At 49.6% G+C, this 15,379-nt stretch carries 14 protein-coding genes; 7 read left to right on the top strand and 7 right to left on the bottom strand.

The window, feature by feature from the left end:
• Nucleotides 1-77 precede the first annotated feature (77 nt).
• Complete coding sequence (gene iolC / locus SPM24T3_RS14765; protein WP_009637583.1) at nt 78-2,003, bottom strand: 5-dehydro-2-deoxygluconokinase; 1,926 nt, start codon at nt 2,001-2,003, stop codon at nt 78-80.
• Nucleotides 2,004-2,287: 284 nt separating this feature from the next.
• On the opposite strand from iolC, the gene SPM24T3_RS26050 reads away from it, so the two are divergent.
• Nucleotides 2,288-2,416, top strand: coding sequence for a hypothetical protein (locus SPM24T3_RS26050; RefSeq protein WP_255346524.1), 129 nt, complete (start codon nt 2,288-2,290; stop codon nt 2,414-2,416).
• Nucleotides 2,417-2,554: 138 nt separating this feature from the next.
• On the opposite strand, the gene SPM24T3_RS14760 is transcribed toward SPM24T3_RS26050, so the two are convergent.
• A complete protein-coding gene (locus tag SPM24T3_RS14760; protein ID WP_255346523.1) occupies nt 2,555-4,036 on the bottom strand; it encodes a sugar porter family MFS transporter in 1,482 nt (493 codons plus the stop codon).
• A 367-nt stretch (nt 4,037-4,403) separates the two neighbouring features.
• On the opposite strand from SPM24T3_RS14760, the gene SPM24T3_RS14755 reads away from it, so the two are divergent.
• From SPM24T3_RS14755 to SPM24T3_RS14745, 3 genes are all read left to right on the top strand, one after another.
• Nucleotides 4,404-5,435: an alpha/beta hydrolase gene (locus tag SPM24T3_RS14755; RefSeq protein ID WP_009637581.1), complete on the top strand. Its 1,032-nt coding sequence runs from the start codon at nt 4,404-4,406 to the stop codon at nt 5,433-5,435.
• 418 nt (nt 5,436-5,853) lie between these two features.
• A complete protein-coding gene (locus tag SPM24T3_RS14750; RefSeq protein WP_009637580.1) occupies nt 5,854-6,771 on the top strand; it encodes a bestrophin family protein in 918 nt (305 codons plus the stop codon).
• A gap of 214 nt (nt 6,772-6,985) precedes the next feature.
• Complete coding sequence (locus SPM24T3_RS14745; protein WP_009637579.1) at nt 6,986-7,420, top strand: OsmC family protein; 435 nt, start codon at nt 6,986-6,988, stop codon at nt 7,418-7,420.
• A gap of 71 nt (nt 7,421-7,491) precedes the next feature.
• Here the strand turns inward: SPM24T3_RS14745 and SPM24T3_RS14740 are convergent, their stop codons facing one another.
• Nucleotides 7,492-7,956 carry a thiol-disulfide oxidoreductase DCC family protein gene (locus SPM24T3_RS14740; RefSeq protein WP_009637578.1) on the bottom strand — a complete coding sequence of 155 codons (465 nt, stop codon included), beginning with the start codon at nt 7,954-7,956 and terminating at the stop codon, nt 7,492-7,494.
• A complete protein-coding gene (locus SPM24T3_RS14735) occupies nt 7,956-9,437 on the bottom strand; it encodes an EmmdR/YeeO family multidrug/toxin efflux MATE transporter (RefSeq protein ID WP_192807954.1) in 1,482 nt (493 codons plus the stop codon). Before SPM24T3_RS14735 ends, SPM24T3_RS14740 begins: the two co-directional genes overlap by 1 nt.
• 269 nt (nt 9,438-9,706) lie before the next feature.
• Between SPM24T3_RS14735 and SPM24T3_RS14730 the strand changes: the two genes are divergently transcribed.
• Nucleotides 9,707-10,186, top strand: a complete 480-nt coding sequence (locus SPM24T3_RS14730; protein WP_009637576.1) for a carboxymuconolactone decarboxylase family protein — start codon at nt 9,707-9,709, stop codon at nt 10,184-10,186.
• A 4-nt stretch (nt 10,187-10,190) separates the two neighbouring features.
• Here SPM24T3_RS14730 and SPM24T3_RS14725 read toward each other — a convergent pair whose 3' ends face one another.
• Nucleotides 10,191-11,606 (bottom strand): PLP-dependent aminotransferase family protein, encoded by a 1,416-nt coding sequence (locus SPM24T3_RS14725; RefSeq protein ID WP_009637575.1) that lies wholly within the window; start codon nt 11,604-11,606, stop codon nt 10,191-10,193.
• A complete protein-coding gene (locus SPM24T3_RS14720) occupies nt 11,603-12,490 on the bottom strand; it encodes a LysR family transcriptional regulator (protein ID WP_009637574.1) in 888 nt (295 codons plus the stop codon). The genes SPM24T3_RS14725 and SPM24T3_RS14720 overlap by 4 nt, the downstream gene beginning before the upstream one ends.
• Before the next feature lie 138 nt (nt 12,491-12,628).
• On the opposite strand from SPM24T3_RS14720, the gene SPM24T3_RS14715 reads away from it, so the two are divergent.
• Both SPM24T3_RS14715 and SPM24T3_RS14710 read left to right on the top strand, forming a co-directional pair.
• Nucleotides 12,629-13,816: a serine hydrolase gene (locus SPM24T3_RS14715; RefSeq protein WP_157135314.1), complete on the top strand. Its 1,188-nt coding sequence runs from the start codon at nt 12,629-12,631 to the stop codon at nt 13,814-13,816.
• Complete coding sequence (locus SPM24T3_RS14710; protein ID WP_009637572.1) at nt 13,813-15,024, top strand: MFS transporter; 1,212 nt, start codon at nt 13,813-13,815, stop codon at nt 15,022-15,024. Before SPM24T3_RS14715 ends, SPM24T3_RS14710 begins: the two co-directional genes overlap by 4 nt.
• Here SPM24T3_RS14710 and SPM24T3_RS14705 read toward each other — a convergent pair.
• The gene (locus SPM24T3_RS14705; protein WP_009637571.1) at nt 15,006-15,254 is read right to left on the bottom strand and encodes a hypothetical protein; all 249 of its coding nucleotides are present in this window, start codon (nt 15,252-15,254) and stop codon (nt 15,006-15,008) included. The two genes, SPM24T3_RS14710 and SPM24T3_RS14705, sit on opposite strands and share 19 nt — an antisense overlap.
• Nucleotides 15,255-15,379: the final 125 nt, after the last annotated feature.

The following is a 15,379-nucleotide window of genomic DNA, read 5'->3' as shown; positions in this document are numbered from 1 at the left end:
TATAGAAAGTGTGATGTAGAACACATAAAAAAGCAGGCCTGAATCCTTAAGGAATCAGGCCTGCCTGGCGTTACGGCTTAGCGCTTGCTGGCAGGACGGTAGGTGCGCCAGTAGTTTATCAAGGTCAAATAGCGCTGCTTAACATCATTGATAAGCTGTTGATCGTTAAGCTTGTTGGCCAGCCACTGGCGAGATGATTCGCCAAAGATGGTGCGTCCAACGGCAAAGCCTTTGACCCACGGAATATCAGCTGCGGCGGCAAAGCCGGTTTTCAATGTTTCTTCCGGCGCATCAAGGCCAAGAATCAATATTCCGCGACACTGTGGATCGTTGTTATCAATCAACTGGCTAATGGCTTTCCAGCTCTCGACGCCTTGAGCCGGGAGCTTCCACCAATCCGGCTGAATGCCCAACGTGTAAAAACGTTCAACGATTTGCGCGTAATATTTTTCATCCTGATCAGGATTGTCGGCGGGCAAAATGATTTCCAGCAGCAGCTCGTGACCGGTTTTGCAGCATCCCTGATAAACCTCCAGCGCCAGCGCCTCCTGTTCTTCTCGCAGCGCCGCGCTGTCTTGCGGATGATAGAAAATCAGGCATTTCACTACGTGTTCCAGCGGCCAGTCGATCAGCTGTGAGCCGATGTTGCCGTGTTCAAGACGCAGCGGGCGCGAGCTTGGTAGCTCAATCGGACGACCAATCCACCAGCCTTCGCCGGTTATTGCGTTCAACGCATTCTGGCCAAAAGTGGTATCGGCAAGAATACCGCTGTTATTGTGCAAACCGGCCTCGCTTGCAGCCTGGCGAGCACCTTCCAGCAGCAGCAGTTTCAAACGCGGGATCTCGTTGATATTAGCCCCCACTTCCTGCGCCATATCCACGAGCTGTTTGCGGTGATCGAAGGCAAAAATGCACAACTCCGGCCATTGCTGCTTGCGCGTGGTCACGCGGTGCAGGTGATTCAGACGAGCATCTTTATCAGGCTGGGGTACTGATTTGTCACGCAGCAGATAATCATCCAGCTCCAGTTTGGTCGGCATTGCAGGCGCACAGCCGTGACGTGATACCACCAGAGCGCCGCAGGCGTTGGCGTAGCGGCATGCCTGCTCCCAACCTTCGTCATTCAAGTAACCACGCAGCAAGCCTGACATAAAGGCATCGCCTGCGCCGAGTACGTTAAGCACTTCGACGCGGACGCCAGTTTGCAGTTTGATATCATCCCAGGAAGAGGGGATCTGCTTTTCAAACACTGAGCAGCCCAGCGCGCCGCGTTTACAAACCAGCGTGGCGTCAGTCAATTCACGTACGCGTTTCAGAGCCGTAAGGGTGTCGGTGCTGCCGCCGGCAATATGAAATTCTTCTTCCGTGCCGACGATCAGGTCGAAATGATGCAGCACTTCCTGAATTTCACTAGTTACCTTTTCGGATGAAACAAATCGAGTTTCGCCGTCGCCAAGTGAGGTCAGGCCCCACAGTACCGGACGATAGTCAATATCCAGCGCGCGGCGCAGGCCGTGTTTCTTCGCATAATTCAGCGCAGTCAATACCGCCTGGCGAGTGTGCGGATGAGACAAGTGAGTCCCGGTGATGGCCAGCGCCCTTGATGAGGCGATGTAGTCTTCATTGATATCATCGGGAGTCAGCGCCATGTCAGCACAGTTATCGCGATAGAAAATCAGTGGGAAAGTATCCTGATCTTTAATTCCCAACAGCACCAGACCAGTAAGACGATCTTTATCGGTGATGAGGTAATCCGTGTTCACGCCTACGCGAATTAATTCTTCGCGCAGGAAACGGCCCATATGTTCGTCGCCGACGCGAGCCAGCATCCCGGAGCGCAGCCCCTGAATTGCCGTGCCGTATGCCACATTGCCTGATGATCCACCCAGGTATTTGGCAAAAGTGCCGACGTCTTCCAGACGTGCGCCAATTTGCTGACCGTAGAGATCGACGGCAATACGTCCCAAACAGATAACGTCCAGTTTCTTTTGTGTGTTGTTCATTGATCCTATCCTCAACCCATGCTGATTGGCCTTTAGATTATATTAAGGATTAATTATTTCATTTTCAATAAAAATGAAATTTTATAATGCACTATTTTTATGATTTGGCTCACAAAATAGCAATTTCAAGTGAGGGGTAAAACAGGTTTATGTTTTTAATTTATTGAAAGTAAATGAATTTGTTTGTTTTTGTGATGCAGTAAGCAAAATGAAACGAAATTTTCTTTTTTGGTTTTTAGTTTTCATTTTTTAGCGCAAACCCAGATCTCCGTTTGAACTTCTCTATGCTGCTAATTAGCATCGACCTTTTTCCTGCCGCTGTCAGCAGCGAGCTGGAGTTTGCCAGTCATTTTGAAGGTAACGTGCAGCAATTCGCAGCCGGGGGAGTTGATGCTGTTAGGTATCAGTCGTAAATCGATAAGGGCAAACCTAAACTCTTGTCGCCGATTGGCTACTGAAAATTTATTCGTGCGTCTACTCAACGCTGCAAGTAAAAAAGCCTGAATTCTGATTAAAGAATTCAGGCTTTTAAGTAAAAACAGCCACCGAAATTATTTAATACCGTCGCCCAAATTGCTGATAATTTTGGCGTTTATAGGCTGAACGTCTTCTTCAATATCGCGGCCATAGAATTTTCTCAGCGCAATAGCTTCGATTCTTTCCAAAGGAACGTTGGCAGTTTCTGGAACGAAGCGATAGGTAAAGAAAAACATAATTAGTGAGAAACCTGAGAACAGCAGCAATGGGAAGCCACCGTGGAAGACTTCTTGCAAGTAAGGGTTGCTGTTCATGATTGGGAAGGTGGTGCTCACCCCAAAGTTGGCAACTGAAAGCGAACACACTGAAATACCGACACAAATCGAGCGAATTTCCATCGGGAATATTTCACCCAGCACAGTCCAGATAACCTGGCCCCAGGTGATGCCAAACAGGAACATAAAGGCAAACAGGCCCAGTACGGAATAGACGCCAGGGAAGCGCAGATAAAAAGCGCCAAACGAATAGGCCAGGCAAATTGTTGATGCCAGCGCCCCCCACAGCAGCAGCTTACGGCGACCGACTTTATCCAGCAAGCCCATGCCCACGACCACCCCGAGGAACTGTGCGAAGGCCAGAACAAAGGCCATAAACATGGCTGTGTTGTTGTCAGTAGTGATGTTTTTCATCAACGTTGGACCAAAATACTGGATGACATTAACACCGCTAAGTTGGTTACCAATAGCTAAGCCAATCCCGATAATCAGCAGTGGAATAGTTTTTTTATTCAGTCTCAACTTGCCTTTTATGTTGGCAGGGTCAACTTTGATATTTTCCTTTATTTCGCCGTAAACCGTTTTGGCGTGCTCAGGGTTGGATATTTTACCCAGTGTCGCCATGGCTTCTTTATCGCGGCCTTTAAACACGCTCCAGCGTGGAGATTCAGGAATAAAAGCGATAAACACCAGCAGCGCAGCACAGGGAACCAGTGCCGAAGAAAGGATATAACGCCAGCCGGTATCCACCAACACTTCTGAAGTCATGGACTTACTGATAAAGAAGTTGGTCAGCATCACCACACTTTGACCCCCTACGCAGCAGATAGAGTAGAGCGCAGTGGTTCTTCCTCGGTATTTTGAAGGAGAAAGTTCAGCCAGATAGATTGGTGAAATAACACAGGCTAAACCAATTGCGAATCCACCCACCAATCTAAACAGAATAAAGGCGGTAAAGTTGTGTGCCAGCGCCGTCCCGATAATCGACACAGCAAAAACCACTGCGGTAACAGCCAAAGAGCGTTTTCTACCAAAGTGATCGCAAACCTTTGGCGCAATAAGGCAGCCAACCAGGCTTGATACCATGATGCAGGACACGGCCCAGCCGGTTTCTGCTGGAGTTAACTGGAAGTAAGTACTTAACGGTTCAATAGCCCCTGAAATGATTGAACTGTCGTACCCCATCAGCAGGCCACCAAAGGCGGCGACGGTACAACAGAGCATCAGGTAAACCAGGTTGTAATGAGTTTTGTTTGTAGCCATTTTACCCTCCCTTTTCACCCCCGATTTACTCAGCGGGGGATGAAAGGTTTCTGTCAGATTGATGAGATGTTCTATTAAAATTATTTTTGAAATAAAAATTCGCAAATGAATATTAGTGAATGATCCATTTCATTAATGTGAGGGAGGCTACAAAATGCCAAAGAGACGTAAAATTATAATTAACAATTTAACTTGTTGTTAATAAATGATTTTATTTTTACTGATGTGATTTACATGCTGAATTTTGTGACGAGCTCGTGATTTCTGTTTTTTTAAAATATCAAAAAAGCTATGTTGGCAGCAGGCATCATTGCACTGAAAATGATTTTTCGAAAATCCATTTTTTTAGAAAAATTCAGGCAACATTTTAGACAGGAAGCTAAAAATGAACACCTACTCATTGGTTGATCCAGAGTTGCAGCCGTTGTTAAAGAATTATGTCGATTTTAAGCTGGAATATTCAGCTTTGCTTGCCCTGCGCGAACAGCGTCAGGCTGCCGCACTTGGCGCTATGGAGTTAAACGATGGCTTAAAGCTGTCGGTAACAGAAAAGCTTATCTCTGGATTACCAGGCGAGCCGGAGGTCAGATTATTGATTATTGCACCGCCAGCAGACAGCAAATTACGCATGGGAATCCTGCATCTCCACGGCGGTGGCTACATTTTTGGCAGCCCGGAGCAGTCACTTTCACTGACCCGCAGCACCGCCGCCGAGCAAGATTGTGTTGTTATTTCAGTGGATTATCGTCTTGCACCCGAGTCACCTTTCCCGGCAGCGCTTAACGACAGCTACGCAGCATTGATTTGGATGAGTGAGCATGCTGGCGAGCTGGGGATTAGCCGACAGCATATAGGCGTGATGGGTGATAGCGCAGGGGCAGGGCTGGCCGCCGCACTTGCGTTGTATGTGCGTGATCGTGGCGGACCGGCATTGGCTTTTCAGAACCTGATGTTTCCGATGCTTGATGATCGAACTGTGCTCGAAACTGATCCAAATCCAGTTACCGGGGAATTTGTCTGGACTCGCGAAGCCAATAACTATGCCTGGAATGCCTATTTGACGGGAGAGCGGCTGCCGCAAATTCACTCAGAACAGGCTTGGACTAAAACAGAATCTGCAAGAGTAAAACATTCAAAGAATGCTGCTGGTGGAGAAAACGTTTCAATTTATGCTGCACCGTCCAGAGCCACTGAACTAAGCGGGCTGCCGCCAGCATGGCTAAGCGTCGGGACCATAGATTTATTTTTTGATGAAAATATGGAGTATGCACGGCGATTGGCGCGTGGTGGCGTGGCGTTGGAGCTAAACGTCTATCCAGGCGCTTTTCACGGTTTCAGCGGTTCATCCGACGCTGAAATCGCCCGGCGTGCAAGGGCAGATCGACAACGTTCATTGAGCAGTTTCAAACCGAGATAATGCTTATCAGGAAAACTCTCGCAGTAGTGAGTTTTTACAATAATAAGCGGCATAAAAGAGTGTTTTTTAGCCGCTAGAAGTTTATTAATGCGTAGGTGGCATAACCCACGGCTGACCAAAATATCAGCGTTAAAAATAATATGCCAAGCCACACGTTACCTCTGAAACTGATTTTCATAATTTACTTAACTTATTGAAGTGTAATTAATAAGCAAGAATTTTACTGCCGTTTACCTACTGCTGCATTGCCTTGAGCCTTAAATTAAGATTGTGATAATGAATTTCATAAATCATAAGCACAAAGTGGATTTCTGAATGATGCCTTAATGTCATGTTTAATGGCCTTAAATGTCTGATTGATGTCGGACAATTAAATCTGTTATAACGAAAACTTAATCCTCTTAACATCAGCCACTTTATGATTGTCAGACCCCATCAGCATTGGTTTAGAAGGCTTTTTGACTGGCACGGCTCTGTGCTTTCTGAAATCTTGTTCCGTCTTAGCCTTAATCTGGGCATGTCTATCATCGCGATTGTTTGCTTTCAGTGGTATGAGGAACTTGGTGTCAAGTTAACGCTGGCACCGTTTAGCCTGCTCGGAGTGGCAATCGCTATCTTTCTGGGTTTTCGTAACAGTGTAAGTTATGCACGTTTTACCGAAGCGCGAGTGATGTGGGGCACGTTGCTGATAGTCAACCGCTCGCTGCTGCGGCAGGTGAAAAGCATTTTTCCGCAACGCCCGGATTTGGCTCGCGAGTTTGCTGCGCTATTGATGGCGTTTACCTATTCCCTCAAGCACCACCTGCGCGGCACTTCAATGCGTGAAGATTTGGCACGCTTGCTGCCGGGACATAATCTGTCGAAGCTGGAAAACAGCGCGTCGCCGTGTAATCAAATTGTGTTATTGATTGGTGAATTGCTGGGTGAAAAACGTCAGGCGGGGGAGGTTTCGGATATTCTATTTCATAGTATCGATGAGAATATTAATAAACTAGCCGCCGTGCAGGCGGGCTGCGAGCGTATTTCTAATACGCCAATTCCTTTTGCCTATAGCCTGATTGTTCATCGCACGGTTTATCTGTTTTGCACGCTACTGCCTTTCGCGCTGGTACCTGATTTACATTACATGACGCCTTTGGTGTCGGTATTTATTTCCTATACCTTTATCTCCCTCGATGCATTGGCTGAAGAACTGGAAGATCCGTTTGGAACCGCGCCTAACGATCTGCCTTTAAACGCAATTTGCAATGCGATTGAAATCAATCTCAGAGAAATGAATAACGAATCGCCGCTACCGCAAAAATTATTGCCGGACAAACAGTTTCAGCTTAAATGATAATGATTATTAATCGTAAAAGTGCTTTCGTGAGATTAATCCTAAATGCTAAGATGCTTTCAAACCCCCTTATACAGAGCTAACGCCGTTCATAGCGAGTGCCGGAGATAAGCGCCGGAAGGGGGAATTCCTGCGATCTACGACTGTACCTGCCTTTCTCTCTGCCAATCAGCGTCTATACTTATGGCTGTGTTAAACAAGACCAGAGGAAATTATGGCGACTATTCATAAGTATGGACAGGCTCATTGGGAAGGCGATATCAAGAAAGGCAAAGGTACCATCACAACAGAAAGTGGTGCCTTGAAAGAACAGCCTTATGGTTTCAACACCCGTTTTGAGGGAAAAGTCGGCTCAAATCCTGAAGAGTTGATTGGTGCGGCACATGCTGCCTGTTTCTCAATGGCATTGTCGTTGATTCTTGGGGAAGAAGGATTTACTCCAGAAGGGATTGATACCAAGGCAACGGTTTCGCTGGATAAAGTTGACGGTGGTTTTGCCATCACGGCCATCAAGCTAGATAGCTCGGTTAAACTTCCAGGTATTGCGGCAGACAAGTTTGACACTCTGATCAAAAAGGCAAAAGAAGGTTGCCCAGTGTCGAAGCTGCTAAAAGCGGAAATTACGCTTGAGTACAAACTTCATAACTAACTTGTTATTTATATAAAAGTTATAGTTATTTATAAAAAGTAATAAATAACTGCGTGCTGGCCACTGAGTAATCAGTGGTCTCTACTTTCTTCCCCCGTTTCATCATCCCTGATAAACCGCCTGTCGTGATCCGCCTGCTGATGTTTCACGCTGTCATAACGACCAAACAGCCTGTAGCGATTTAAAGCAATCAGGTTATAAGCCGAATCTCTGAGTGGCAGTGGAAAATAGCGCAGCACAGCCAATGCTCGCCATGGCCAAGGAAGCAATGACATCACGCGGATGATTGCTTCAGAACGTTTATATATTTGCCCATTATCGATTAACACGATGGTATTAATTTTTTCAGGGGACAGTCCCGCCCATGTTGACAGCGCCTTCCCGGCCACATTTTGAACCGCAGCCAAACGTACTGTGTGTTTTTTATCGTGGCGTATCAGGAAATTAACCCAGCCATTGCATAAACGGCATACTCCATCGTAAATCACCGCACGTTCACCAGAGAGAATAAACGGCGGACGATCGTTGTTGGCCATTAGTTCTGCACCGAAAGCTGCTCTTCTTCTTTGGCTATTGTTTTTTCAGGTCGTGGATATTTCCACAGCCAACGTCCGCTGGCCATGCGCCAATAGAAGAATGCGCCTCGCACGATCCAGTCGAGGAACATTCCCAGCCAGACACCGACCACGCCAAAGCCTAGCACCACGCCCATGGTATAACCCGCGACGATACGGCACCCCCACATTCCCAGCATTGACACCCACATGGTAAAACGCGCATCGCGAGCGCCTTTCAAGCCAGCAGGCAATACCCACGAGGCAGCCCAGAAGGGGATAAAAGCGGCATTGAGCCAGACCAGGATTTTTACCACGTGAATAACGTCTTCTTCGCGTGTGTAAAAAGAAGCCAGTAGTCCCGCCAATGGCACTGACAATAATGCCAGCGTACAAATGCCGATGGCCGATAGCCAATAAACGTGGCGCAGCTGAAATTCAGATTGACCAATTTCGCCCTTACCTAAACGGGTGCCGACAATAATAGTTGCCGAAGATCCCAGAGCGTTGCCCGGCAAGTTGATTAAAGAGGCGATAGAAAAAGCGATAAAGTTACCGGCGATTACGTTGGTGCCCATTCCGGCGACAAACACCTGAGTTAGCAGCTTTCCGCCGTTAAACAGCACAGATTCGATGCTGGCGGGTACGCCGATGCCAAGAACCTCCATCAGGATACTGGTATTAATACGGGTAAAATAACTTTTTAAGGAAATTTTCAGAGCGGGATTAAAGCCGATAGCCAATACAAAGATGACCGCTGCCGCGCCGATATAGCGTGAAATCGTTAAACCAAGGCCAGCACCGATAAAGCCCAACCCTTTCCAGGAAAAACAGCCATAGATCAGCACGGTAGTAATCACAATATTGAGGATATTCATCCCGCCATTGATCAGCATCGGAATTTTGGTATTACCGGCCCCGCGCAATGCGCCACAGCCAATCAAGGCAATTGCCGCCGCCGGATAACTCCATACCGAGACTCGCAAATAGCTCAGTGCTAGCACTTTTACTTCTGGTGCCGCACTCCCGGCAATCATATTGATAATATCTTGGCCAAAGAATTCGATAATTAAAGCCAGCAGCACCGCGAATAAAGTCATGATAATAAGCGACTGGCGCGCGGCGTCACGGGCACGCTCGTGATTGAGCTTGCCGAGGCTGAAAGCAACCACCACCGTGGTGCCGAGATCGATAGCGGCGAAGAACGAAATTACCACCATATTAAAGCTGTCTGCCAGACCGACTCCGGCCATGGCTTCTTTACCTAACCAACTGACAAGAAAGGTACTTAATACCCCCATCAGCAGTACGCAGGCATTCTCGAAGAAGATAGGCACTGCCAGCGGCGTAATTTCACGCCAGAACAATGTCCGATAGGAACGCCGTTTTGGGTACCAGGGAGTACGCTTGATAGCGTTGAGCACGGAGGCTCTGAGGTTTTGCAAAATAATTCCAGCTTTAATAAAAGTGAATTTCACTAAATAAGCATGATTAAAGAATAACAATTATGCAAAGTCTTTTTGTGCCAGATTTAAAAAATTAAACCGTTATTTCAAAACTGATTAATTTGCTAGCCAGATAGATAAAAGTCGCCTAATCATGGACTAGTTGAAAATGCATTTCTTGGCGCTTTCTGACTAGGCCAAGTTTCGAGATGATAGTGGCATCAGGTATCGCGGAGGATTGCCCGCGATACCCATCGACTCTCATTATCACCATTACAGGATCGACTATGACTCAGCGTGTGGACTACTATAAACTTTCTTCGGATCTCACTAAAAAGTATCTCGATTTCAGCCAAACAGTGGGTAAAAATCCTCTGGCTAAAGAATTCAAACAGTTGGTGGACATTCGCGCATCACAGATCAACGGCTGTGCGTTTTGTCTTGATATGCATGTCAAAGAGGCGAAAATCGGCGGCGAGCGAGAATTACGCCTGCATCACATTGCTATCTGGCATGAGTCACCGCTGTTTACTCCGCGTGAAAAAGCGGCGCTTTTATGGACTGAAGCCCTGACCACGCTGGCGCCTAAGGGGGTTTCGAATGAGATTTATGACCAGGTTCGTACTCACCTTTCCGAACAGGAAATCTCTGACCTAAGTTTCCTGATTGTGGCGATTAATGGCTGGAACCGTATTAGCATCGCATTTCGCACCGAGCCTGGCTCGGCGGATGCGGCCTATGGCCTGGATAAAGCGGGTCTTAACTAATGATTCACAGCAGGCTGAGGATACGCTCGCCGATCTCTTCAGCCTGCTGCGCTGTTTGAATATTGGTAAAACTAATCAGCAACCCTTTTTCGCCCTCGGAGCAGCTGCTCCAGCTCGACAGGGCATGGGTGTAAAGCCCATGGTCGCGCATCCGTGCGGCTACTTCAGCATCATTGTGTTGGCCGCGCAGCCTGAGCACCAGATGCATACCTCCCGGCTGTGGGTCGATCAGTACGTGCTGGCCAAGCACCTTGGTGAGTCCCGCTGCCGCCATCTCACGTCTTTCGGCATAAAGCTTGCGCATGCGGTGAATGTGGCGCGAAAAATGCCCCTCCTGCATAAAAGCGCTGACGATCGACTGAGTCATTTCGGCCATACCCTCGAAAAATCCGATCGAAGCCTGCTCAAAACGGGAAACCTGTTGTTGTGGAACCACGAGATAACCCAGGCGGATCCCCGGAAAAAGCACTTTACTGAAAGTGCCGCAATATAAAACCCGACCTTCGTTATCGAGACTTTTCAATGCAGGCAGCGGGCGGCTGACATAGCGATACTCACCGTCATAATCGTCTTCAATTATCCATGCCTGTTGAGCTGTGGCCCACTCCAGCAGGGCCTGCCGACGCGGCAGGGAAAGCGTGACACACAGCGGGCTTTGATGAGCCGGGGTGACAATTGCCGCGCGTGCGTCAAGCGCCAGTTGTATCCCTTTCACCACCTCGATTCCTTCAGCGTCTACGGGGATGGGGACCTGCTTTAACTGAGCGTTGTGCAGCAGTTCGCGGGTCAATGGAAAACCGGGGTCTTCAACCCAGACGCGATCGTCGCGCTGCAACAGGGTATGAATAATCAGCTGTAAAGTTCCACGATATCCTGAGGTTATAAACACCTGTTCGCCGGTACAGGGGATGCCGCGCGACATATGCAGATAAGCTGCAATCGCATTGCGCAGCTCGGGGAAGCCGAAAAGACTCGGATATTTCATATCGCCGGGCTGCATGGCTCGCAGATAGCGGGCGCCAAGCCTGGCCCAGATTTTACGCGGAAAGGCATCCAGCGCGGGAAGCCCCATCTGTAGCGGCATAATCTGAGTCGGGTGCATGCCGTGTGAATTTTTTGGCTCGATTGAAGACACTTGCCGTGGCGCAGGCTGGGCTTGCAGGCCTTGGGCGATGCGGGTTCCTGCCTGGCCACGGGATTGTATATAACCTTCTGCCGCCAGCAGTGAGTAAGCGGCCTCAATGGTGCCTCGAGCCAATCCCAGCTCTTTTGCCAGCTGACGCGCCGAGGGCAGGCGATCCTCAGGCTTGAGCATGCCCTCGGCAATAAGGGTTCTGACCCGGTGATAAATCTGCTGATAAAAAGGCTGTTCACTGCCGCTGTCGAGGATGAGCAATGTCGAATGTGGGCTGCTGTTCATGGTCGACTCCCAGCAAAAGTATGTTCACAGAGAAAATCGATAAATACCCGCAGCCTTGGGGTCATATAGCCGCCAGAGGGCCAAAGAATATTAAACGATGCGCTATGGGAGACAAAATCCGGCAAGATTTTTTGCAGCCTCCCGAGTTCCAGCGCATCGCGAACCGCGAATTCTGGCAGGCAGCTGATGCCACAGCCTTGTTGAGTAAAATAAACTTGTGCTTCCAAATTATTGCAGACCATCGACAGTGGAAGATTAACCGGCAGCGCGCCAACAAGCGGCCAGGGTTCGATTTTTCCGCTACGGCTAAACCGGTAATGCAAACAGCTGTGATTAGCCAGCTCATCAGGATTTCTCGGAATGCCGCGTTCGGATAAATATTCCGGCGAGGCGACCATAAATTTAGTGTAATCCCCCAGCTTACGCAGGTTGAGTCTTGAATCAGTCATCTCGCCTGTGCGGATCACTGCATCAAAACCTTCCTCTATCACATCGACTATTTTGTCGGTGAAGTTTAGCTCTAGCTCGACCTGCGGGTAATGTCGCATAAATTCGCTTAACACCGGCTGCATCAGGGAGCCGACCATCGGCAGGCTGATGCGCAAACGCCCCTGCGGAAACTGCGCGGCCAGACTGAGTTCCTGCTCGGCCGCTTCAAACTCGGCGAGTATTCTTCTGCTGCGTTCAAGAAACAGCGAACCCTCGGCGGTCAGCGTCAGGCTGCGGGTGCTGCGATGAAACAGGCGAACACTGAGTCGATTTTCCAGTCGAGAAATGCTTTTGCCGATTGCCGAAGCTGAAACGCCCAGCACGCCGCCGGCTGCAACAAAGCTGCCGGTTTCGGCCACTTGAACAAAGACATTGAGATTGCTGAGGCTATCCATTATTGCTCTCCGATTACGGACATAAACGTCCGTAGATAAGAGAAATTTACCCCACTTTTTCCGCAACCACTAGCGGTCTATCTTTGACTCATCTTTTATTGTTAGCGGGAAAAAATCATGTCGAGCGATTCCTTGGAAATGATTCAAAATAAAATGCCGTCATTTACAGAAACTTCATTTGCCGCCGTGGATGCCGTCATCGATCAGGCGTTGCGTGACAAACGGCTGGTAGGGGCGGTGGTAAGGGTAGCCCATCAAGGGAAAACGCTTTATCAAAACGCGGCCGGATTGGCCGACAGAGAGCTGGCGCAGCCTATGGCGCAAGATACGCTTTTTCGCCTTGCCTCTGTCTCCAAGCCGATTGTTTCTGCCGCGGCGATGGCGTTGATTCATCAAGGGCGTTTAAAGCTGGATCAGCCGATTGCCTCATTGCTGCCTGATTTTCGTCCCCGATTGGCAAACGGAGAGCCGGCGACGATCACTATTCGCCAACTGTTGAGCCACACTGCCGGGCTGGGTTATCGATTTTTGGAAAAGGATGCGCAGGGGCCTTACGCGCGAGCTGGCGTATCGGACGGTATGGACGACGCCGCGCACTCTCTGGCTGAAAATCTGCGCCGTCTGGCGACCGTTCCTTTGTTGTACACTCCCGGAACTTCATGGGGTTACTCGTTGGCTGTCGATGTGTTGGGCGCGGTGATCGAGCAGGTCTGTGAGCAGCGATTGGACCTGGCAGTAAAATCCCTGATTACCGATCCGCTGAAAATGCACGATAGCGGATTTTACACCGACCAGGCACAGCGACTGGCGACGCCTTATGTCAATGACGTGCCGCAGCCGCATATTTTGGCAGAAAATGAATGCGTTGCGCCGTTTGAGGACACCGCTGGCATCTATTTTTCGCCGCAACGAGCGTTCAACTCCCAGGCTTTTCCTTCTGCCGGAGCCGGCATGGTGGGCAGTGCCGCAGATCTGCTGCGATTTTTAGAAACGCTGCGTCAGGGCGGCGGCGGGCTGATTTCAGCCGATCTCATTCAAGAGATGGGGCGCGACCAAACTTCGGCAGCGGAGTTGCCCGATGCGCCGGGTTACGGTTTTGGACTTGGCTTTTCAGTACTGCGCGATCCGCTGGCGGCGGAGTCTCCAGAGTCTGAAGGCACTTGGCGCTGGGGTGGGGCTTACGGGCATTCCTGGTTTGTAGACCGCAAACGCGAGCTTAGCGTGGTAGCAATGACCAATACGCTGTATGAGGGAATGTCCGGTGCGTTTGTCACTGAGCTGCGCGATGCGGTGTATGCCAGTATTAATGCGAAGTCTGCATCATGATGGCCGAGAATAAGTTACAGGTTGCCGGTTTGTTGGCGCTGGCAATGGCAGGATTTATTGCCATTATGACCGAAACTGTGCCCGCCGGGCTGCTGTCGCAAATCAGCCAGGATCTGGGTGTGTCATCCTCGATGGCCGGGCAATTAGTCACCGCTTATGCGTTAGGATCGTTGCTGGCCGCCATTCCACTGACTCTTGCTACTCGCGGATGGATGAGGCGCAAGGCGCTGCTAACCTCAGTAATTGGTTTTTTTCTGTTTAATACGTTAAGTACTTTCTCTAAAGATTACACTCTCACGCTGGTGGCCCGCTTTTTTGCCGGAGCAGCGGCGGGGCTTGCCTGGGGATTAATTGCCGGTTACGCGCGCCGCATGGTGGTGCCTGAGCTTCAGGGGCGAGCGATGACGCTGGCGATGATTGGCACGCCCGTTGCGCTGGCTCTGGGCGTGCCAATCGGTACCTGGTTTGGAGCGCTGGTAGGTTGGCGTAGCGTGTTCGGTATTATGTCGGCACTGACTTTAATGTTGATTATCTGGATTTTGTTAAAAGTGCCTAATTTCCCGGGCGAAGCGCGCCAGAAATCGCTTTCTCTTTATCAGGTGTGGCGATTGCCGGGAATTAGACCGATATTGTGGGTGATTTTTGCCTGGGTTGCCGCCCATAATATTCTCTATACTTATATAGTGCCATTCCTGGCGACTTATGGGCTGCAAATGCAGGCCGATCGGGTATTGCTTACCTTTGGCGTGAGCGCGCTGCTGGGAATAGCGCTAACGGGATGGCTGGTTGACCGCTGGCTGCGCAGAACCGTATTGGCGAGCCTGCTGCTGTTCGCCCTGATTACATTGGCTTTTGCCGTTTTCACCACCTCAGCCAGCGTGCTTTATAGTGGAGTGTTTATCTGGGGCCTGACGTTTGGTGGCGCGGCTACATTATTGCAAACCGCCTCGGCCGACGCGGCTGGAGATAGCACCGACGTGGCACAATCCATGGTAGTGGTAGCATGGAATCTGGCGATTGCCGCAGGCGGAATTATCGGCGGCGTGTTGTTGCAAAATCGCGGCGCTGTCTCTTTCCCGTGGGCAATGTTGTTGCTGCTATTGGCGGGTCTGCTGGTGGTCTTGATGGCGAGGAAAAGGGGGTTCAAGTCGGGACCTCGCCATGCGGAAACTGTCGATGAGTCTAAAGATTATTCATGCTCTGAATAATAGGAAAGATGCTTTGTCCGACTGGTCGCTGCCTGGCGGCTGGTCGAAACTTTCGTCGCTTTGTTGGGATCGCCGACTACGAATTCCAGCGTCGGCGAGTAGTAAAACGGCAGCCAGCCGCCGTAGCCATTTTCCCATTCCCAACGGACTGGACAAGGCCACAGAATATCTTGGTACATGATGTAGTAGGTCCAACGTCCGTGCGGACGGCGTGGTTTACTTGCGCTCATAGGTCCGGCAATAATTAAGGTAAAGGATAATATAAACCTGCCTATTTTCTCTCTCACGGCATCAGGTTTCAACCTATTAACATGATAGGACGAAAATCGTACAGCTGTAGGGCGGGGCGGCGGTA

This window comes from Serratia sp. M24T3, assembly GCF_000257645.1.
In the GTDB taxonomy this organism is placed as follows: Bacteria; Pseudomonadota; Gammaproteobacteria; order Enterobacterales; family Enterobacteriaceae; genus Rouxiella.
The sequence above is the reverse complement of the archived record's forward strand: the minus strand, read 5'-3'. Positions and strand labels throughout refer to the sequence as shown.

Coding starts and splice junctions, on each gene's coding strand:
- SPM24T3_RS14725 (WP_009637575.1), bottom strand. CDS start 11,606: ATGAACAGCAGCCCACATTCGACATTGCTCATCCTCGACAGCGGCAGT.
- SPM24T3_RS14740 (WP_009637578.1), bottom strand. CDS start 7,956: ATGGCCAACAACGATCGTCCGCCGTTTATTCTCTCTGGTGAACGTGCG.
- SPM24T3_RS14750 (WP_009637580.1), top strand. CDS start 5,854: ATGATTGTCAGACCCCATCAGCATTGGTTTAGAAGGCTTTTTGACTGG.
- SPM24T3_RS14715 (WP_157135314.1), top strand. CDS start 12,629: ATGATTCAAAATAAAATGCCGTCATTTACAGAAACTTCATTTGCCGCC.
- SPM24T3_RS14730 (WP_009637576.1), top strand. CDS start 9,707: ATGACTCAGCGTGTGGACTACTATAAACTTTCTTCGGATCTCACTAAA.
- SPM24T3_RS14745 (WP_009637579.1), top strand. CDS start 6,986: ATGGCGACTATTCATAAGTATGGACAGGCTCATTGGGAAGGCGATATC.
- SPM24T3_RS14755 (WP_009637581.1), top strand. CDS start 4,404: ATGAACACCTACTCATTGGTTGATCCAGAGTTGCAGCCGTTGTTAAAG.
- SPM24T3_RS14705 (WP_009637571.1), bottom strand. CDS start 15,254: ATGAGCGCAAGTAAACCACGCCGTCCGCACGGACGTTGGACCTACTAC.
- SPM24T3_RS14710 (WP_009637572.1), top strand. CDS start 13,813: ATGATGGCCGAGAATAAGTTACAGGTTGCCGGTTTGTTGGCGCTGGCA.
- SPM24T3_RS14720 (WP_009637574.1), bottom strand. CDS start 12,490: ATGGATAGCCTCAGCAATCTCAATGTCTTTGTTCAAGTGGCCGAAACC.
- iolC (WP_009637583.1), bottom strand. CDS start 2,003: ATGAACAACACACAAAAGAAACTGGACGTTATCTGTTTGGGACGTATT.
- SPM24T3_RS26050 (WP_255346524.1), top strand. CDS start 2,288: ATGCTGCTAATTAGCATCGACCTTTTTCCTGCCGCTGTCAGCAGCGAG.